Raw genomic sequence first — 20774 nt, forward strand, 5'->3', positions numbered from 1 at the left:
TCTCATAAAATCCGGTTAATATTTTACTTATTTTTATAACACTAAATCACCAAACAAAATATTAATCATCATGAATTTAAAAACATTAATCACGCACAGTGTTCAGTACAACAATTGGGTAGTTAACAAATATATCGACTGGCTTTCCACAAAATCTGATGAGCAGCTTAACCAAGAGGTTATTTCAAGTTTTCCGACGATCTTAGCAACCCTGCATCACATCTGGCAGACCCAGCAATACTGGTGGGCTTATATTGCCGAAAACGGCGATTTTGATTTTGCTGAAATTTCAGCTGCAGTGACTAAAGAAGAGATTTTCAATGGCATAAAAAACAACTCCCAAAAGTTGATGGATTACGTGGAAACCTTATCAGAAGAAGACCTGGCAAAAAACGTAAAAATTGAATCCCAATGGTTCCAGTGTGACTTTTCAAAATTTGAATATATTCAGCACGTGATCATTCACGGGACTTATCACCGGGGACAGATCGTTACTATGGGACGGAATGTTGGAATAACAGATGCTCCAATGACGGATTACAACTTCTGGAATGTCTATAAAAATTCAGAAGCAACATCCGAAGCATAGCTAAATAACCTAATATCTGTAATTGTTAAATTATAAAACATCTACTAAAACATGACAGATCCTGAACTCTGGGAGGAAGAATTAACAACAATATGGAATCAGCTGGGAAAAATATCCAATGATGATTTTATTGAAAAAATAAAACGACATACGGATAAGATCTCTGATGATCATCCTGCCATTGCAGATTTTGAAAGAGCGTGTGCCTACGATTCTACAGGATTTGAAAAACATGCAGAACCCCTTTACAGATCTGCTTTAGAATTGGGTCTTGCAGGATTGCGGAGAAGAAGGGCAAGAATTCAGCTGGCAAGTACTTTAAGGAATAATGGAAAATTCCATGAAAGCATAGAAATACTGAGAGAGGAAAAGGAAAACTATTCCGATGAGCTGGATGATGCTGTCAATGCATTTTTGGCGCTGTCGCTTTCCTCGGTCAATAATGATAAGGAAGCATTGTCTTTAGTTCTGGAATCACTATCCGCACATTTGCCGAGGTATAATAAATCGGTGTATCATTATTCAAAAGAACTCATCAAATAAACAATAGACGTAAATACGCAAATAAGTGCAGGTTCTGTTGTAAATTTAACTGTTAAAAGCTGGAAGATCCTAAATCACTACAGCCTTAATATTCTTTGTCATTTATAACGTAAAACGTTCGGTCTTCAGAACGTTTTTCTTTATTTTTACAGGGATTCAACGATAAACCCATACTATCATATGAGAAAAATAATCCTGGACCTGGCTGTCACTTTAGATGGATTCATTGAAGGTCCCAATGGCGAAACAGATTGGTGCATCATGGATGATGACATGAATTTTGACGGATTTCTGAACAGTATCGATACTATTTTTTATGGCCGGGTAAGTTATGATTCCTGGGGAACCTATCAGCCGGAAGAAACCGCTGATCCTGAAGAAAAAGAGTTTTGGAGATCTATACATTCTAAAAATAAGTATGTTTTTTCAGGACAGGACAGAAAAGATCCGGGAGCCATTTTTATCAGCTCCGATATTGCTGGAAAAGTAGCTGAAATTAAGCAACAGGAAGGAAAAGATATCTGGTTGTATGGCGGAGCGGGTCTTATCAACACTTTTATTAATTCAGATCTTATTGATGTATACAGAATTTCCGTTCACCCCGTTGCTCTGGGAAGCGGAAAACCTTTGTTTGAAAACCTGAAAGAAAGGCTGGAGCTGAAATTGATCACTACAAACGTTTTCAGGTCAGGAGTGGTACAGCTTATCTACGAGCCAAAAAACCAATAAATTAAACCTCAGAAAATATATTAATCATGGAAAAATATGCACAGTCTTCGGACGGACAGAATATTCATTATAAAGAAAGCGGACAGGGAAGCCCCTCTCTCCTATTTGTACATGGGTGGCTCGGCAATGCAGAATGGTGGAACAGCCAGCAGGAGTATTTCAAGGACAGATATCATATCGTACAGATGGATCTTGCCGGGCACGGAAAATCTGATGCTTCCAGAAACGAATGGACGAGTACATTGTATGCAGATGATATCAAAGCAGTAGCTGACCAGATAGATTCTTCAGAAATCATCCTGGTAGGACATTCTATGTCAGGAGCCTATGTCCTTGAAGCTTCTTTAAAAATTCCCCAGGTAAAAGCACTTATCCTGATCGACACCGTAAAAGATCTTGACGAAGCGATCACAGAAGAAAAGGCTGAAGAGTATTTATTCGTGCATTACCGCAATGATTTTAAAAATGCCGTTGAAAATATTCTTCCTCAATATCTTTTTGCGGAAAAAACGCCATCCGAAGTGAAACGTAGTCTTCAGGATGAGTTTCTTCAAAATACTTCAGAAAAAGCTATTGATCTGCTCAGACCTTTGTATAAGAAAGATTTCAGAGAAGAGGCGTCACAAGTTCAGGTTCCGGTAAGGGCTATTAATTCCGATAACTTCCCGACCAACATAGAGCATAACCGGAAGTATTTGAAAGATTATAATTATACTGAAATAGCCGGAACAGGCCACTATCCTATGCTGGAAAATCCAAAAGAATTTAACCGTATTCTTGATGATATTCTGAAAGAAGTCAATGAGGAACGTCAATAGTACTAAGTGAATATTAATTAAAAAGTCATGCAGAACACCAGAATTTATACTACCGCTTTTGCCAGCGTTTATCCTCATTATATTCAAAAAGCAGAAAAGAAAGGACATACAAAATCCGAAGTTCATGAAATTATATTTTGGCTTACAGGATATGATGAAAAAAGCTTACAAGAGATTTTAGATAACAGAACAGATTTTAAAACATTCTTTGAACAGGCCCCACAGATCAATCCCAATGTTTCACTGATCAAAGGGGTTATTTGTGGATACCGCGTGGAAGACATTGAAGATGAGCTGATGCGAAATATCCGTTATCTGGATAAACTGATTGATGAATTGGCAAAGGGAAAGAAGATGGAGAAAATATTAAGGGAATCATGATTTGTGAGATGTACCAGAAATAATAAAAAGAGCTAACAAAAACTATTCAAAAAAATGAGCTGACTCTGGTAGAATGAATCTACTTTGAAAGTCATGATAACAGTGAAATCATTATGTCAGTATCCTTGTCAAGGTTTAAAACCTTGACAAGGATACTCCTAGAGACTTTGCTTCTGGATAGCTTATTATAATAACTGACCTACAGTTGCTTTTGTCTTAATAACTTACTATTCCAGCTTCTGATAACATTAAAAAAACTGTCTTTATCCGGATCAATAAATACGATAAAACCCCTTTCCGGATTCAAAAAACTTTCCGAAATTTGTAATCTGTGCGTTAAATATAATCAATGAAATAAAAATTTTAAATCAGAACATACAGTAAAACTTAGTATAAGTTTTCTTCGGGGCAGGGTGAAATTCCCTACCGGCGGTTACAGTCCGCGACTCCTTTCTTATGAAGGGACTGATCTGGTGAAATTCCGGAACCGACAGTTAAAGTCTGGATGGGAGAAGAAAATGAGATGACCAATAAGATTCCTTATGGACTCTTGTTGCGTTGTATTTCATTTCCATGTACCGAAGACTATTTTAACTTTTAAAAGTAAAATAACATGGAAAAATTATTAGAACAATTCGGAGCAAGCTCCAAAGAACGTGTAGAAAAAGCACTTCAAACACTACAAAAGGGAAAAGGTATTCTTTTGGTAGATGATGAAAACCGTGAAAACGAAGGTGATATCATCTTTCCCGCTTCCACTATTACAGAACAGGATATGGCACTTCTGATCCGCGAATGCAGCGGTATCGTCTGCTTATGCATTTCTGAGGAAAAAAGCCGCCACCTCAACCTTCGTCCGATGGTGGAAAACAACAATTCAAAAAATCAAACCGCATTTACCATTTCCATTGAAGCCAGAGAAGGTGTGGAATCCGGTGTTTCTGCAAGAGACCGTGTAACAACGATCAGAACTGCTGTGGCAGCAGGTGCCCAGGCAGAGCATATTGCAAGTCCCGGTCATGTTTTCCCTCTGATTGCCAGAAAAGATGGTGTATTTGCAAGACGCGGTCATACCGAAGGCAGTGTAGATCTTGTAAAAATGGCCAATCTGGGTGACGATGCCGTACTTTGTGAACTGACGAATGAAGACGGTTCTATGGCAAGACTTCCTGAAATTGTGAACTTTGCTATCAAAAAAGAGATGAGCGTCGTGACCATCGAAGACATTTATGCTTACCGTAAAATGGTAATGAGCAATTAAACGTAAACATTTTTAACGCACAAAGTCGCCTGCTGATGCTATCAGCAGGCGTTTTTATTAAAAAGTTAACTAAAAACAAATAAAATTATCATTTCAATACTATTTTTTGATTATTTTTAACAAAAAAATCTTAACCATGAAAAAATCTTTACTCCTCTTATTAGGAGCTTCTGCAATGTTTTCTGCGCAGATCACGCTTACAAAAGCAGCCAATGACCCTATTTCCGGAAACGTTATCAATTACAATCATGTAACCGGAGCCGTAAACAACTCCGCAACAGGAGCTAACACTGTGTTTTCAAACGGAGGTCTTACAATGGGAATTTCGTCAGTAACGACTTATTCTACTCCTACTTCTGCTGAAATAACAACATTTCCGGGTTCTACCATTAAAATGATAGACGGAGCAACAACCATTTATTATAAAGCTTCTACAACTAAACTGGAAATTACAGGAATTGTAAATCCACAGCTTACCTTAAATTTCAGTGTAGATAATGGTACTTATAATAATTATCCTACCACTTATGGACCAGCACAAAATGATACGGCTAAAGGGACTTTCTCGTCATCTGCTGCCAACGGATTATTCAGTGGTACAATGACTGCCCAGGCTGATGCATACGGAACTCTGATTATTGGCAATCAAACATACAGTAATGTTCTTAGAGTAAAATATACACAGAACCTTAATCTATATGCATCTTTTGATGTTATTTATGCCAACCCTATCGGAACAGCTACCAATACATCCTATGCTTATTACGATGCTTCTCACAGATATGCTCTGCTAAGTTCTACAAGCGGAAATGTCAGTGTTCCATTGTTGAGTATCAACCAGACAGTAGGCACTGCATTAGCTTTAAACGAAGCATTTCTGGCAACCAGCAATACAGTGAAAAAAGAAAACTTAGTGGTTTATCCTAACCCTGCACAGGACTTTATCGGTTTCAAAGGAAATACAGATAATTACTCCAAAGCAAATATTTACAGTCTGGATGGGAAACTGGTTAAAACATCAGATGTAAAATCCGGAAATATTCAAATCTCAGATCTTCCACCAGCGTCTTATTTCATAGAGATCAGTGGAAAAAATGCTACAGATACAAAGAATACAAAATTTATCAAGAAATAATAAAAAATCCCCGCTCAATTGAGCGGGATTTTTTTTTAGAAAGAAGCTGGATGTTGGAGGATGGAAGCTATTTCAGCCTAAGAACAAATACAGTTCAATTTTATTCTATTTTTTAGCCAAAAATCTGGTGTAATAGTTTACACAGCGTAAGCTCCCATCTTCCAGCCCTGCTTCCATCCTATTTTATGATTAAAAAGTAGCTGCAGGAGCTGTTTCGTTGTTAAGCTTTCGCTGAATTTCCGTCTTTTTTCCTTTGGAGAAATCATAACTCAGTCCTAATACAAACATTGACTTATTATTCATAATCTGAGTATGAACTTTATAATCAACTAAGCTTTCCGGTAAACTTTTTGTTTTGTACTCTGAAGGCATTCCTATCCAGTACATGCCCGTGGAAAACGTCCAGTTCTTGTATTTATAGCTTACAAAAATATTATTCTGATTTTCGTTCGTGTTCATGAAAGCACCACTAAGACTATACACCGGAATATTGAACTGATACTGAAGTGAGAAAGATTTATATTCTGAGGAAAGCGAAAAATAATTTCCTAAATAATCATTCTTAATCAAAGCGCCGGTACTGGTTTTTACTGTTTCAGAAGTAGGTGTAATCACAGCTTTTATTACAAACAGGCTATTCCCGAAAGGCTTATAAGATCCTGTAAGCTGTACTCCGTATCGCTGTCCGTTTTTCCCGTTTTCATAAGTCAGTGCATAACCTCCCAATACATTATCCTGAACATAATACTGATTGATTACCCTGTTGGTATATCGGTAAAACAAACCTGCATTAAAATCAAAATATTTGTTATTAAAAGAATAGGTCAGGTTGTTAGAAAATACCTGCTGAGATTCTAAAAAGGGATTTCCTCTTTGGACAATATTAGGCGCCAACTGCAGCACGTTACTACTCAAGGCATTACTCCATGGGCTTACCGGGTTATAGCTTGCTGTAAAACGAAGGTTGTGATTATTTTTAAGTTGATAGGCTAAAATAACCTTCGGAGTAAAAGTCCATTCATCAAAAGTATTCTCTGCACTTTTGTTGTGAATATTTGTAAGACCAGCTCCGATGCGGTAACTGAATTGATTTACCTTTCCAGCAAATTCGGTATAAAAATACTGTTCCAGATAATTGACACTGTATTGAGAATATCCGGCAAGGTTATTCAGATCATTGGAAATAGAAGACCTTGAAATACGATATCCGGATGATAGTTTTCCTGCTTTAAAATCATGAGTATGGGCAAGCTCTCCTACCAGGCTCGTTTGCTTTGCCTTTAAAACCATATCATTATCATATACCGAAAGTCCTGAGCCTACAATCCATTCCCTGGCAGTTTCTGAAGTATTGGTAGTATAATGAGAACCTACTACATTAATGCTTAGTTCGTCTTTTTCACCAATCTTTTTGGAGTAATAAAGATCCAGCTTAGGAATCATATAATCCGAACCATTATTTTTAAACATCGCATGTTCTTCCTTCAGATGATCTTCACTAAAGATACTTTGCCCTACTCCTTTTGAAAATCTGCTGAAAGTATCCATATTCAGTTTGACCTGAAAGGCATAATTATCGGGAACAAGTCTTGTATAACGTAAAGCAACATTCTGGAAAGTATATCCAAAATGATCTTTCCTGTTTTCATCAGAACGGTAATGCTTTCCATTCAGCTGGTAATCATAAATGCTGTTTACTCTTCTGTCATCATAATCTCTGAGGTTTAGAGAATATTCAAGTCCGAAATTATTTTTCCCTTTTGTATAATTAGCGTAAGCAGAACCATTCACGAATCCTGTATTCAAAGCTGTAGAAACATCAGCCCCGAACACATATCCTGTTTCTGTGGATCTCGTCAGAATATTAACCACAGTATCTGCCCTTGTTGCCCATCTTGCCGGCGGAATATCATAATACTCAACTTTCACAACCTCACTGGGTGCAACACTTCGTATCTGCATATCTGTAGCTTCAATCCCGTTGATAAGAAATAGTGTAGTTCCTCCTTTCGTACTTGTGATGGTATTGGAAACGGGATCCAGCTGCAGCTCAGGCAGCGTCTGAAGTAAGTCTTTTGCATACCTTGCTTTCTCCAGAGCTTCTTTATCAAAGGTATAAACGGACTTATCTGCAAACTGCTTTTTACGTTGAGCCTTTAAGATCACTTCCTGGATTTCCTTTGTACCCGACTGTTCTATCGTATCATTTTTCGTGCTCTCCTGCGAAAACACCAAAATCCCACAAAGAAAAAATACAGAATATATCGTTTTTTTCATATTCAGAAATAAAATTGTATTGATGAAAATAAGACAGTCAATATCCAGCATTCGTTACATGTAGTCAAGTTTCTGCAGGAAATAAAGACAACCGGTTAAGTTGCAAAGACTTGTCTGCTCCTTCATTATCCACGGAAATAAACAGCACGAATAACAATTAAATCACTAATTAAAAATTAAAAACGAAACCATATTGAATTATTATTGATTTTTTGCCCGTTTTTTGCTGCTACCTTTTTAAACCACAAAATATAAAGTCATGAAAAAGCTCCTCATCTTAATCCCTTTTTTGCTGCTTTCAGAAGCAGGCGCACAGGAACTACAGGCTGTTCCCACGGAGAAAATGAACATTATTAAGACCAACGTTACAGCTTATGCATTCAGAAATATCAACCTGTCTTATGAAAGGGCCATCAACCAGTGGTTCTCTCTCAATATAGGTTTTGGAACAATGACGCAGGGAAAAGTACCTTTCATTAATGCATTTTTAAAAGACGAGGACGAAAAAAGGTTCCAAAATCTAAGAGTCAAGGCAACCAACTTCACTATCGAACCCAGATTTTACATTGGGAAAGGCTATGGCAGAGGATTTTACTTTGCACCTTATTACCGGTATTCAGATGTTTCGTCCAATAGCTTTGACTTCTATTACGATTATGATGCTATCGACGGAAATACCTACCAGATTCCTCTCAAAGGCCAGGGAAGCACCAGCGGAAACAGCGGTGGTCTGATGGTTGGCGTACAGTTCTTCCTTACCAGAAGCCAAAACCTGGTTCTTGATTTCTGGATTGCAGGCGCCCATTATGGAAGCGGAAAAGGTGATTTCACCATGACCAGCAATTATGTGCTGACTCCTGAAATGCAGGCACAGCTTAAACAGGAAATTGAAAATCTTGATATCCCTTTTGTAGATTATACTGTAGAAACGAATGCCAATGGAGCAAAAATAAAAGTGGACGGACCGTGGGCAGGCTTCAGAAGTGGATTATCGATTGGATATAGGTTTTAAAATGATATTTACGTTATTAAACCGTTCTTAAAAGAGCGGTTTATTTTTTTTTGCAAAATTTGTATCTTGCTTTTCTTTATACTTCTTTATTATCTACAAATACATCTATGAATTCATCATCCATAACTACTGCCCAAAGAATCAAAGCTATTGTGGGCGGATCTATCGGAAACCTTGTCGAATGGTACGACTGGTATGCCTATGCTGCTTTTGCCATTTATTTTTCTCATTCATTTTTTCCGGATTCGGATCTTAATGCACAATTAATGAATACAGCGGGAATCTTTGCCGTAGGATTTTTAATGAGACCGATCGGAGGCTGGATATTCGGAAGTATTGCCGATAAGATTGGAAGAAAAAAAGCGATGACCTTTTCTGTCTTGTTGATGTCTTTCGGATCGCTTCTTATTGCCCTTACCCCAACCTATAAAACGATTGGGATTCTGGCACCTGCACTGTTGCTACTTGCAAGATTACTGCAGGGATTAAGCGTTGGCGGAGAATATGGTGTTTCTGCAACCTACCTCAGTGAAATGGCATCAGAAAACCGGAGAGGCTTTTATTCAAGCTTTCAGTATGTAACGCTTATAGGCGGACAGCTGATTGCATTAGGCATTCAGTTGATTCTTCAGAAACTTCTTCTAACGGAGACCCAACTTGAAGAATGGGGCTGGAGAATTCCATTCGTAATCGGAGCCTTACTTTCTGTTATTGCTTTATATTTAAGAGCTAATCTTCATGAAACTGAAGCGTTTGAAAACAAGAAAGAAATCAGTGAAAAGAAAAAAGGAACAGTTACCGAGCTGCTCAAACATCCCAAAGCTTTGCTTACTGTCATAGGACTTACTTTAGGCGGAACCCTGGCTTTTTACACCTATACCACTTATATGCAGAAATTTTTGGTGAATACGGTACATCTTACCAAAGAGCAGTCTACCCTTATTTCTTTTATTTCATTATTTATATTTGCCTGCCTGCAGCCTGTTTTCGGAGCATTATCGGACAGGATCGGAAGAAGACCGCTTCTTTTAGGTTTTGGAATTCTGGGTACATTGTTTACAGTTCCACTTCTTACAGCCTTAAGCACAACCACCTCGATGTGGACTGCATTCTTCCTTATTATGGCCGCCCTAATCATTGTCAGCGGTTATACTTCAATCAATGCCGTTGTAAAAGCAGAGCTTTTCCCTTCTGAGATCAGAGCTCTGGGAGTGGGACTTCCTTATGCCCTTACGGTAGCTATTTTTGGAGGGACTGCAGAATATATAGCCCTGTGGTTTAAAAAAGCCGGAACGGAAGAATATTTCTACTGGTATATTACCGGATGTATATTATTCTCGCTGATCGTTTACGCCGGAATGAAGGACACCAAAAAAACCTCGACACTGGATAAAGATTAATAATCAGTCATAAAAAACGGGCGCCGCAGATTCTCTGCGGCGCCCGGTCTATATTTTAATGGTAAGCCTTTTTAAATTTCTCCACCATACTGTCCAGATTATGACGTTGGACATACACACTCTTCACTTCCTGGTATCTTGGTGATTTATAAAAAACCTCATGGAAATCCATACTTCCGTTTCCTACCTTCACTACTTTCTGTACGTCGATATTCAGTTTTTTCAGTTCGTCTTTAAAGACTTTAAATTCATCTTGTATATTGCTCATTTATATTTTTGGGTTTTTAATTAAAAATTAATTTTATCCTTAACACCCTTCAATTATCTGGGGCAGGCTATAAATTTGTAATAAAAATAGTGAATTTTTCAATATAATCATCAGTCAACCTCTACTTTTTTACTTAAATTAATGATTTTATATGGATTTTACATTTTTTCATGATTGTAAAATAATTTCAGCTTTTTAAAATTTTCCAGAAAACACATTTGAAAAGCCTATCAATTCAGGAAAAATTACCAATTTGTCATTTGACTGATATATATATGTACGGTTTTACTCCAAATTCAAAATCACAAGCAAACGAGACAAAAGTTAATGGATTAATTTATAAATTCGAAGAAAGAAAGAAGCTACTAAAAGGGTAACGATCAAAAAACATATTAAAATGAATGATATCAACAAGGAACACTGGGAAAACGTATATGCGACTAAAAACCCGGATCAGGTAAGCTGGACCCAGAAAGAACCACAAACATCCCTTGATTTTATTCATTCTTTCGGTTTGGGAAAAAACGCCAGCATCATTGATATAGGAGGTGGAGACAGTAATCTTGTTGATTATCTTCTCGAGGAAGGCTATGAAAATATTACCGTCCTTGATATTTCCGCAAAAGCTCTGGAAAGGGCCAGAAAAAGGTTAGGAGAAAAAGGTGATAAAATAACCTGGATCACTTCAGACATTACAGCATTTGAGCCCCGGGAAACTTATGATATCTGGCATGACAGGGCTGCTTTCCATTTTTTAACGACTCCACAGCAGGTTTCCCAATATATTAAAACAGCAGGTAAATGTGTAACCGGGTTTATAATTTTAGGGACTTTTTCGAAAGAAGGTCCTGCAAAATGCAGCGGACTGGATATTCAGCAATACGATTCCGAATCGTTGCCTGCAAAGTTTGAAGCAGATTTTGAAAAAATAAAATGCCTTACAGAAAATCATATAACACCTTTTGGTACAGTACAGAATTTTGTTTTCTGCAGTTTTAAAAAAACTTAGGATGTTGATTTTAAAGAGTCATTCAGTAAAATGATTTCTCTTTTAAAATTTTATTATAAACAGACGTACTTGTAAACCTGATCTATTTTTATATTTATATTAATTATTCTATTTTACTGTTTTCCTCAATGAGAATTAACAATATTTAGCCAAATATAATAGAAAATATAGTTTTTTGTTATTTATTTTATTATTTTTATTACACCACAATTTAATAATATAATATATGAAAAAACTACTATTAATCATTGTTTCGGGCTTAGCCTGTTCAAATTTTTATTCACAGAAGTTAGAATTCCAGGAGTGCGGGACTGATGAATTGATGCGAAAACATTATGAAAGACATCCGGAAGAGAAAGCTCAGGATGATGCTTTTAACCTGGAATTATCCAAGCTGATCAAAAGCGGAAAATTATCCAGCACATTAAACAAAAACCAGGTCTATGAAATCCCTGTTGTTGTTCATGTGATAGGTGACGGAAGTGCCGTTGGGACAGCCAATAACAAATCTGATGCTGATATTATAGCATGGGTGAATTATACGAACGGAGTATTTTCCGGAAGTACAACCAGCGGAATGTCAGGTACCAGTGCTATATTGCCTGTAAAATTTGTTTTTGCCAAGGTCAATCCAAGCTGTAATCCTACCAACGGGATCAACAGAATCAATGCGTCTCATCTTCCAAAGTATGTGAGCGGAGGGGTAAATAATGATAATACAACGAATGCTGTAACCGCTTCTGAGATCACTGCTCTGGGAATGTGGGATACCAGTAAATATTACAATATATACGTTGTTAAGAAACTGGCATCCAATGCAGGGACTTTGAACGGATTTGCCTATTATCCCGGAGGCAGCAATGATTATTCTTTTATGTCTACAAGTGCCTCGGCAGTGAATGCACAGACGTTGGCCCATGAATTTGGACACGCGCTTGGCCTTCGCCACACACATGAAGGTTACAGTGAATCTACCGGAGCCTGCCCTACGAATACAGACTGTACTCTTCAGGGAGACCTGGTATGTGATACTGAACCCATGAAAAGCCTTTATCATTCGTCTGTTCCTTATACCTGCCAGACAGGACAGATTAATCCGTGTACCAGCCAGATATATGCGGGCGGTGAAAGAAATGTTATGGCTTACACATTCTGTTTCAGGAATTTATTTACCCAGGGACAGTCTGATAGGGCTACTGCACAGCTTCTCCAGTACAGACAATCGCTGATCAATTCTCCGGTAGCCTCTTCAACTACACCTAACAACAGCTCTGTTTTAACCACAGCATGCACTCCAACCTCTATGACGAATCCCGGAAACTTTAATATCGGAGTTACTTCTGTAAAATTCGGAAACATCAATAACTACTCTGCCAATTACAAACAGGCTTCCAATAATTTCTATGAAAACTTTACTGAAAATTACTGTTCTGGGATTTCAAAAACTACAATTCCGTCGAATACCGCAACGGTACTTACGGTTACACCGGGAACCAGTAATCCGCATATTATTAAAGCTTATATAGATTACAATAATGACGGACAATTTAATGAGACCACAGAACTTGTACTTAATCAAAGTGCAATAAGCAGCGGTTCTGTTGCCACTGCATCAGTAATTCCTCCTGCAGGTGCGGTCACTAATACGCCATTAAGAATGAGAGTTATCGGTGAATTTAACGGAACAGCCGTTACGGCCTGCTACACTCCAAAATATGGGCAGGTAGAGGATTATTCTGTGATCATTACACCTCAGAATTTATTGGCTGCTGAAAGTGTAAACAAATCAAGCATGACACAAATTATCAAGGATGAGGGTTTTGTACAGGTAAAAAGTGATCTTAAAATTTCCACCGTTCATATCTATGATGCTTCCGGAAGACTTTTGACCAGCAGAACAGACATAAAATCCTCTGAATTCAGATTTCCTGTCAATGTAAAAAATACCGTCATCACGGTAACAACAGTTTTGGAAAACGGGAAAGTGATCAATAAGAAATTAAAATTTTAAAGACACATTTCAAATACAAAAAAGAGAGCCCAGAGCTCTCTTTTTAAGTTTTATAAAATAAGGTTAATCTATGATTTTTGCTTTTCTTCTTCCAGTTCTACTTCATGTCTCAATTGGGCTTTGTAAAGTGTTGAGTAATATCCGTTACGGTCAAGAAGTTCCAGATGCTTTCCTTCTTCTACAATTTTACCATACTCCATGACAATAATTTTGTCTGCCTTTTCAATGGTAGAAAGCCTGTGGGCAATAATGATAGAAGTTCTGTTCCTGGTAATTTTTTCTGTTGCTCTCTGGATCAGCTTTTCACTTTCATGGTCTATGGAAGAAGTGGCTTCATCCAGAATAAGGATTTTAGGGTCTGATAAATAAGCCCTCAGGAAGGATAAGAGCTGCCTCTGACCTAAGGAAATAGAAGAACCTCTTTCACTTACCACAAAATCATATCCGCCAGGAAGCTGCTCGATAAACTGATCTACTTCAATTTCTTTTGCTCCGGCTTTTATTTTTTCTAAAGTAATGCTTTCATCTCCAAACGCAAGGTTTTCGAAAATGCTCCCGTGAAAAAGAAATACATCCTGAAGAACAACTCCGATATGACTTCTCAAGTTATAAAGCTCATAATCTTTTACATCTACATCATCAATTATAATCTTCCCGGAATTAATATCATAAAGCCTTGTGATAAGACTTATAATGGTAGATTTTCCAGCACCGGTCGCCCCTACAATAGCAACGGTCTCTCCCGGATTTACTTTAAAATCAATTCCTTTCAATACTTCCTGTTTCTCATCATAAGCAAAATGTACATTCTCAAATTCAATTTTGCCATCAAAATGATCCTTCTTTACGGTTCCTGTATTCGGCATGGCATAATCTTCATCCATGACACCCAATACCCTTTCTGCTCCTACAATACCTCTCTGGATATTATTGAAACGGTCTGCAATCTGCCTCAACGGGCGGATCAGCATGGAAATATACTGGATAAATGCAATAACAACTCCTGCACTGATTGTGATATAACCGCCATAAAACAGGATAAATCCGATAAATAAAGAAGATATAAGCTCTACAACCGGAAAAAATAATGAGAAGATGAATACTGTTCTCAGTAAGGCACTTTTCAGGGTAATATTAATATCATCGAATTTTTTAAATTCTGCATCCTGTCTGTTGAAGACCTGAATAATTGACATTCCAGCCAATCTTTCCTGAACAAAAGAATTCTGATTGGCCGTCCACGTTCTTTCATCCCCAAATGCTTTTTTCAGTCTTTTCTGGAAAAATCTGGTAATCATAACCATTAAAGGCAGGATTGCCAATGTGATATAGCTCAGATGCACATTGGTATTGAACATCATGATCAGGACAAATGCAATTCTGAGAATATCCCCGAAAACCATAAGAAAACCGTCCGTATACACTGTAGCAATAGTCTCTACATCACCTACAGCACGGGTTACAAGCTGACCGATAGGTGTTTTATCAAAAAATGATGTCCTGAAATAGATCAGCTTTGCATAAAGTCTTTCGCGGATATCACGGATAACATTCTGCGAAATAAAATTTGAAAAGTAAACTAAGAAAAAGTTTAAAATAGTTTCTGCAAAGACCAACCCTACCAGGATATAGATATGCTTCATCATTAAGGCATTATCCTTCAGTTTAGTGATGTCATTATCGACCACCTCCATGGTAAGATAAGGCCTGTAGGTAGAAACTACGGACAGTAAGACAGAAATAATTAAAGTAAGGATGAACCAGGACCGGAATTTCATTCCTATAAAGAACAGCCTCTTAACAATTCCCCAGGTATCTTGTTTTTTCATTGTACGAGTTGAAGAAAGAATTTAAAATTCTATGCAAAAATAAGACTTTAAAATTTGACAGCCTTTAGAAGTTGATCAAATCGTCATAGAAAATTTCAGATAAAGGTTATTTACAATATGAATATATTAAGCCGGATCTTATCTTAAGTACTTCTGAAATACTTTAATAAACCCATTATAAATTCTTATCCCCAATCTTTTCAATTTCCAGAGAAGGTTTATTCACATGCTCTTTCACAAATTTCCTTTCGAGAAGCTGATAAACCCCATATACGACTGCAATTGAAATGATCCAGCTAATCATATTGATCAGGGAGAAACCTGTATAGTTCATATTATCTACAGCGTCAGGGTCTGTAAGTCCTTTATAAACCCCATAAGAAAAACCAAAGAGCAGCTGGGTTCCAAAATACACTCCAATGGCTAAAAGGCCATAATGCCATTTTGTTTTCCCGAACTTTTCAGCAAGCTGTGCATAATACCTGTAAGCTCCGATAAGAATAAAAATTGATAACATAATTTGTGTTTTATATATTTAACATTCAGAATATCCTATTTTATGAAAATAATGCAATAATTTCCACAGAATAGTTACTGATTGCTAAAATAACTTTTTTTTCAATACTGTAAAACAAAAGAACATCCGTAAAATCACTGAAATTTTGTCACTGGATTAAAATTCGTATCCTACATCTACAAGGAATAATCCATGGCCCGGAGCTGAAGTTCCGGCAGCATTACGGTTTTTATCTTCAATAATTTTACGCAGGTCTTCGGGTTTTATTTTACCGCTTCCAATTTCTACCATAGTTCCCACAATGGCACGGACCATATTTCTGAGAAAACGATTAGCTGAAACCGTAAACTTAAGTTCAGTTCCTTCCTGTTCCCATTCTGCCTTATAGATTTTGCAGATATTGGTTTTATTATCGGTTTTTAATTTGGCAAAGCTTGTAAAATCCTCATATTCAAATAAAATTTTACAGGCTTCATTCATTTTATGGATATCAAGCTGCCTTTTCCAGTGCTGCCATGCCGATTCCTGGGTAAAAGGATTTTTCGCCAGGGAAATATAATATTCGTAGGTTCTGTACGTAGCATCAAAACGGGCATGAAAATCATCTTTAACCTTAAAAATCCGCTTTATAGAAATATCGGGAGGTAAGAAACTGTTTAATTTATAAGGAAGATTCATTTCATCCACAGGTTGTTCCGTATCAAAATGGGCAAATATTTTTTTAGCATGAACACCTGTATCCGTCCTTCCGGCACCTGTCGTTTTGACTTCTTCTCTTAATATCGTGGAAAGTGCTTTTTCCAGTTCCTCCTGTACAGAAACGGCATCCGGTTGTATCTGATAACCGAAATAATTTTTTCCGTTGTAAGAAAATTCAATAAAGTATCTCAATGTAGTATAATAACTCAACAAAAATACTTTAATTTAATGAAATATTTATTGAAAAGTCTTTGAGAATATTACTTAAAATCCTTATGAAAATTCCTATTTTTGCAGACGTATGAAAAGATGGTACCTTTATCCTTTTTCCCTCGGTTATCATTTGGTAACGGGTATCCGAAACACAATGTATGATCTGGGCGTTTTTAAGGCGACAAAATTCAAAACTCCGATAATCAATGTCGGTAATCTTTCTGTGGGCGGAAGCGGAAAATCGCCTATGGTGATGTATCTTGCCCAATACCTGTCCAAATACTACAGAACAGGGGTTCTTTCACGCGGTTATGGCAGACTGACGAAAGGCTATGAAGTGACGAATTATGAAAGCAACTATAAAATTGTAGGTGATGAAGCCATGCAGCTTTTTGAACGTTTCAAAAACCGATTCGTCATCGCAGTTTCAGAAGAACGAGTTCCCGGAGCCAAAAAGGTAATCGGAGATATGGATCTCGACGTTCTTGTTCTGGACGATGCCATGCAGCATAGAGCCATCAAAGCAGGATTCAATATCCTGATGACAGATTTTAACGATCCTTACTTTAAAGACCATCTGCTTCCGGCCGGAGATTTAAGAGAATCCAGAAACGGAGCTAAAAGAGCAGACATCATCATGGTCAGCAAATGTCCTGATGAACTTACTGAAGAAACCAAACGCTATTATATTTCAAGGATCAGACCTTCTTATAACCAAAAGGTATTCTTTTCATCCATTGGTTATGACGAAAATGTGTACGGAAAAGATAAAATGCTTCCGGACAATAACCTGAACTATTATGAAATCCTTCTGATTACAGGAATTGCTAACCCCAAACCGCTTCTGGAGCATCTGGCTAAATTTTCGCAGCGGGTTAAACATTTAAAATTCAGAGATCATCATAATTTTACGGATGACGACATCAAAAATATCATTGCAGAATATAAAAAATTAGGCGAATACAAGCTGATCCTGACCACGGAGAAAGATTATGTACGTCTGAAAACTTTTGACTATCTTAGAGACATTGTTTACTACTGGCCTATTAATGTTATCATTGATAAAAAGGAAGAATTCAACCAAATCATCTTAGATTATGTTAGAAAAAATTAAGCAGACCGCCGATTTTATCAAAAGTACAATCAAAGAAATCCCCGATTTTGCTATTGTTTTGGGATCCGGACTGGGAAAACTGCAGGATGAAGTGGAAGCCCTCCATATTTTGGAATATCCTGAGATTCCCAATTTTCCTCAGACCACTGTTGTTGGGCACGGAGGAAAATTAATTTACGGAATTCTGAACGGTAAAAAGGTTCTGATGATGAGCGGCCGATTTCATTATTATGAAGGCCACTCCATGGAAACAGTAACTTTCCCGATAAGGGTTTTCCATCTGTTAGGTGTTAAAAACCTCATTCTTTCCAATGCCTGTGGCGGTGTAAATCCCGCTTACAAAGTTGCCGATATCGTTATTTTAAAAGACCATATCAATATGATGCCTGAACATCCGCTTCGTGGTAAAAATATTGAATCGTTCGGACCGCGTTTCGTGGATATGAGCGAACCTTACAACAAAAAAATGATAGAAGCTGCCGAAAAAGCTGCCGCCGAAAACAATATTAAAATCCACCAGGGAGTATACGTCGCACTACAGGGACCAACTTTTGAAACTCCTGCAGAATATGGCATGATCAAAGCCATCGGTGGTGATATGGTAGGAATGAGCACTGTTCCGGAAGTAATTGTTGCCAGACATATGGGAATGGATGTTTTCTGCATTTCCGTAATTACAGACCTTGGCGGACCGGATATTGCCTTTGCCGTTTCTCACGAAGAAGTTCTGGATGCCGCCAATAAAGCCATGCCGAATGTAATCGCTGTGGTAAAAGGCGTGATCAAAAACTATTGATATGAAAAATGAATTCATCGGTTTTTATAATCCTACAAAAGAAGAAACAGAACTTTCTTGGAATGAAGGTATATTTTGTTTTGATGCAAATTCTATTTTAAACCTATATCGTTATACTGAAAGTACCAGAGTAGACTTCTTGAATGCTTTAAAATCATTACAAAGCAGAATATTTATTCCATACCAAGCTGCTTATGAATTCCACACTAATAGATTAAGTGTCATAAATGGTGTCAAATCAACCTATAATGACGTTAATAATTTTTATCATAAATGCTTTGAAGAGAATATAAATAATTTACTCAATCAATTTAAAAAACATCCGGCTTTAAATCTGGATTCAATTAAAAATTTAAATGATGAATTTTTATCCAAAATTTCAATAGAATTAAAAGCTCAAAAAAATACACATCCCGATTTTGAATCAGATGATTCTATTTTATACTCTATCACAGAAATATTTGAAAATTCAATAGGAAAAGATTCTTCAGAAAGTGAACTATCAGATATTTATAAAGATGGAAAAATTCGGTATGAAAAAAAAATCCCACCAGGCTATAAAGATTTAGAAAAAAAGAAAAAAGGAGAAAGAAATATTTACGGAGATTTAATAATATGGAAACAGCTAATTGAATATACAAAAAGAGCAAAAAAACCAATAATCTTTGTCACTGATGATAGAAAAGAAGATTGGTGGACGATCGAAGGAGGTAAAACAATAAGACCACGGGAAGAATTAATAAAAGAATTCTATGATTTAACTGATATTAGAATCTTAATTTACAATACAGACAGCTTTCTTCATTTTGCGAAAGAAAGAAAACTTCTTCCTGAAATAACGGATAAAACATTAGAAGAAATAAAAGAAATTCGAGTTTCTGATGAAAAAACAAATTCAAAATCAGAATTAGCCTTTCCTCAAAGATATATTAAATCAAAGATTTTACGTTTACCCAATAAAAATAATATTGAACGATTATTAAGTGAAGATGAAAGAAGAAAAATTCATGATTTAGTAGCTAACGATATATACAAAATAATTAATGAGAATTTAAAAAGCAATTCTGATAAACCTACAATTGAATAAGTATTTATAGAAATTTTCAATCTCATAAATTTTTCCTAATTCATAAGAAATCAATCTCCAATTACGTTTCATTGCTTAGATTTGTATAAATGAAATTGAAAGAATGAAAAAGTTAGCATTCATTTTTATGATCGGTGTTTTCGGGTTAAGCTATGCACAGCAGCAACCGAAAGTACTTAAAACCTCTTTCTCCAAAGGAGCTTTAATACAGAAGCTGGAAGATGAGGAAGGAAAAAATATTACTATTCAGCAGATCCTTGATGAACATAAAGGAAAAATTTTAGTGATTGATTTCTGGGCAGGATGGTGCAGAGATTGTTTAAAAGCACTTCCAAAAGCTGAAGAGCTTGAAAAAAACAATCCGAATGTAGATTTCGTATTCCTTTCCCTGGAAAGATCAAAAGAAGGTTTTGACAAAAGCCTCGACAGGTTCAATATGAAAGATAAGGATAATTACTGGTTTGCTTCAGGCTGGAAAAATGATTTTAACAATTATATTGATCTGAACTGGATCCCTAGATATATGGTCATAGACCAGAAATCGTCTATCGCGAAATATTACGCTATTTCGCCTGAAGATCCGGAAATACAGGAAACCATTAACCGTCTTTTACAATAATGATTACAAGAGAAGCCACAGAACAGGATCTGAAAGTCCTTTTTGAATTTGAACAGGGAATCGTTACCGCAGAAAGGCCATTCAACAGTACTCTTATTGATGGAGAAATTCATTATTATGATCTGCTTAAACTGATACAGGCTGAAGATGCATTTGTACTCGTAGCTGAAGAAAATGATGAAATCGTAGCATCTGGATATGCAAGGATTAAAAAACCGGATGCCAATTATTATAATTTCGACCGCTATGCTTACCTGGGCTTTATGTATGTAAAACCCGAACACAGAGGAAAAGGAGTCAACAAATTAATTCTTGATGAACTGATGAGTTGGGCAAAGTCTAAAGATATTTCAGAGGTCAGGCTCGATGTTTATTCCCAAAATGAATCCGCTGTAAAAGCCTATGAAAAAGCAGGGTTCCAGTCATTACTCACTACGATGAGGATGAAAATATAATCAGAACTCAAT

Annotated in this window: 21 protein-coding genes and 1 riboswitch; of the genes, 16 read left to right on the forward strand and 5 right to left on the reverse strand. The window is 36.8% G+C overall.

Annotated features, from left to right (window positions below; all coding sequences use genetic code 11):
• Nucleotides 1-70: 70 nt before the first annotated feature.
• The 7 genes from DRF61_RS06570 to DRF61_RS06600 all read left to right on the forward strand — a co-directional run bounded on the left by DRF61_RS06570 (nt 71) and on the right by DRF61_RS06600 (nt 5456).
• Nucleotides 71-589: a DinB family protein gene (locus DRF61_RS06570; RefSeq protein ID WP_111955287.1), complete on the forward strand. Its 519-nt coding sequence runs from the start codon at nt 71-73 to the stop codon at nt 587-589.
• Nucleotides 590-640: 51 nt separating this feature from the next.
• The gene (locus DRF61_RS06575; protein WP_111955289.1) at nt 641-1132 is read left to right on the forward strand and encodes a tetratricopeptide repeat protein; all 492 of its coding nucleotides are present in this window, start codon (nt 641-643) and stop codon (nt 1130-1132) included.
• A 180-nt stretch (nt 1133-1312) separates the two neighbouring features.
• A complete protein-coding gene (locus DRF61_RS06580) occupies nt 1313-1861 on the forward strand; it encodes a dihydrofolate reductase family protein (RefSeq protein ID WP_111955291.1) in 549 nt (182 codons plus the stop codon).
• Between the two features lie 26 nt (nt 1862-1887).
• Entirely contained in the window at nt 1888-2679 is a 792-nt protein-coding gene (locus tag DRF61_RS06585; protein WP_111955293.1) for an alpha/beta fold hydrolase, read from the forward strand.
• A gap of 27 nt (nt 2680-2706) precedes the next feature.
• The gene (locus DRF61_RS06590; protein WP_111955295.1) at nt 2707-3060 is read left to right on the forward strand and encodes a DUF2200 domain-containing protein; all 354 of its coding nucleotides are present in this window, start codon (nt 2707-2709) and stop codon (nt 3058-3060) included.
• A 395-nt stretch (nt 3061-3455) separates the two neighbouring features.
• A riboswitch (FMN riboswitch) is annotated at nt 3456-3581 on the forward strand.
• Nucleotides 3582-3673: 92 nt separating this feature from the next.
• The gene (gene ribB / locus DRF61_RS06595) at nt 3674-4321 is read left to right on the forward strand and encodes a 3,4-dihydroxy-2-butanone-4-phosphate synthase (RefSeq protein WP_111955297.1); all 648 of its coding nucleotides are present in this window, start codon (nt 3674-3676) and stop codon (nt 4319-4321) included.
• Nucleotides 4322-4457: 136 nt separating this feature from the next.
• On the forward strand, nt 4458-5456 hold the full coding sequence (locus tag DRF61_RS06600; RefSeq protein WP_111955299.1) for a T9SS type A sorting domain-containing protein: 999 nt from the start codon (nt 4458-4460) through the stop codon (nt 5454-5456).
• 189 nt (nt 5457-5645) lie between these two features.
• Here DRF61_RS06600 and DRF61_RS06605 read toward each other — a convergent pair whose 3' ends face one another.
• Nucleotides 5646-7733, reverse strand: coding sequence for a TonB-dependent receptor domain-containing protein (locus DRF61_RS06605; protein ID WP_111955642.1), 2088 nt, complete (start codon nt 7731-7733; stop codon nt 5646-5648).
• Nucleotides 7734-7992: 259 nt separating this feature from the next.
• On the opposite strand from DRF61_RS06605, the gene DRF61_RS06610 reads away from it, so the two are divergent.
• Together DRF61_RS06610 and DRF61_RS06615 are read left to right on the forward strand one after the other, a co-directional pair.
• Entirely contained in the window at nt 7993-8745 is a 753-nt protein-coding gene (locus DRF61_RS06610) for a DUF3575 domain-containing protein (protein ID WP_111955301.1), read from the forward strand.
• Between the two features lie 107 nt (nt 8746-8852).
• Nucleotides 8853-10145, forward strand: a complete 1293-nt coding sequence (locus tag DRF61_RS06615; protein ID WP_111955644.1) for an MFS transporter — start codon at nt 8853-8855, stop codon at nt 10143-10145.
• A gap of 55 nt (nt 10146-10200) precedes the next feature.
• Here DRF61_RS06615 and DRF61_RS06620 read toward each other — a convergent pair whose 3' ends face one another.
• Nucleotides 10201-10413 carry a hypothetical protein gene (locus DRF61_RS06620; RefSeq protein WP_034702111.1) on the reverse strand — a complete coding sequence of 71 codons (213 nt, stop codon included), beginning with the start codon at nt 10411-10413 and terminating at the stop codon, nt 10201-10203.
• A gap of 397 nt (nt 10414-10810) precedes the next feature.
• Here DRF61_RS06620 and DRF61_RS06625 point away from each other — a divergent pair, with 397 nt between their 5' ends.
• Both DRF61_RS06625 and DRF61_RS06630 read left to right on the forward strand, forming a co-directional pair.
• Nucleotides 10811-11422, forward strand: coding sequence for a class I SAM-dependent methyltransferase (locus tag DRF61_RS06625; protein WP_111955303.1), 612 nt, complete (start codon nt 10811-10813; stop codon nt 11420-11422).
• Between the two features lie 226 nt (nt 11423-11648).
• Nucleotides 11649-13433 (forward strand): M43 family zinc metalloprotease, encoded by a 1785-nt coding sequence (locus DRF61_RS06630; RefSeq protein WP_111955305.1) that lies wholly within the window; start codon nt 11649-11651, stop codon nt 13431-13433.
• 68 nt (nt 13434-13501) lie between these two features.
• On the opposite strand, the gene DRF61_RS06635 is transcribed toward DRF61_RS06630, so the two are convergent.
• From DRF61_RS06635 to truA, 3 genes are all read right to left on the reverse strand, one after another.
• Complete coding sequence (locus DRF61_RS06635) at nt 13502-15262, reverse strand: ABC transporter ATP-binding protein (protein ID WP_111955307.1); 1761 nt, start codon at nt 15260-15262, stop codon at nt 13502-13504.
• A 175-nt stretch (nt 15263-15437) separates the two neighbouring features.
• Nucleotides 15438-15779 carry a hypothetical protein gene (locus tag DRF61_RS06640; protein WP_111955309.1) on the reverse strand — a complete coding sequence of 114 codons (342 nt, stop codon included), beginning with the start codon at nt 15777-15779 and terminating at the stop codon, nt 15438-15440.
• Between the two features lie 156 nt (nt 15780-15935).
• Entirely contained in the window at nt 15936-16691 is a 756-nt protein-coding gene (gene truA / locus DRF61_RS06645; protein ID WP_223560294.1) for a tRNA pseudouridine(38-40) synthase TruA, read from the reverse strand.
• 88 nt (nt 16692-16779) lie between these two features.
• Between truA and lpxK the strand changes: the two genes are divergently transcribed.
• The 5 genes from lpxK (at nt 16780) to DRF61_RS06670 (ending at nt 20762) form a co-directional block, all read left to right on the forward strand.
• Complete coding sequence (gene lpxK / locus DRF61_RS06650) at nt 16780-17805, forward strand: tetraacyldisaccharide 4'-kinase (RefSeq protein ID WP_111955313.1); 1026 nt, start codon at nt 16780-16782, stop codon at nt 17803-17805.
• On the forward strand, nt 17789-18601 hold the full coding sequence (locus tag DRF61_RS06655) for a purine-nucleoside phosphorylase (RefSeq protein ID WP_111955315.1): 813 nt from the start codon (nt 17789-17791) through the stop codon (nt 18599-18601). The genes lpxK and DRF61_RS06655 overlap by 17 nt, the downstream gene beginning before the upstream one ends.
• A 1-nt stretch (nt 18602) precedes the next feature.
• On the forward strand, nt 18603-19688 hold the full coding sequence (locus DRF61_RS06660; protein ID WP_111955317.1) for a PIN-like domain-containing protein: 1086 nt from the start codon (nt 18603-18605) through the stop codon (nt 19686-19688).
• Between the two features lie 103 nt (nt 19689-19791).
• Nucleotides 19792-20307 carry a TlpA family protein disulfide reductase gene (locus DRF61_RS06665; protein WP_111955319.1) on the forward strand — a complete coding sequence of 172 codons (516 nt, stop codon included), beginning with the start codon at nt 19792-19794 and terminating at the stop codon, nt 20305-20307.
• Entirely contained in the window at nt 20307-20762 is a 456-nt protein-coding gene (locus DRF61_RS06670; protein ID WP_111955321.1) for a GNAT family N-acetyltransferase, read from the forward strand. Before DRF61_RS06665 ends, DRF61_RS06670 begins: the two co-directional genes overlap by 1 nt.
• Nucleotides 20763-20774 lie beyond the last annotated feature (12 nt).

Origin of the sequence: Chryseobacterium lathyri, from assembly GCF_003290185.1 — a bacterium.
In the GTDB taxonomy this organism is placed as follows: Bacteria; Bacteroidota; Bacteroidia; order Flavobacteriales; family Weeksellaceae; genus Chryseobacterium; species Chryseobacterium lathyri.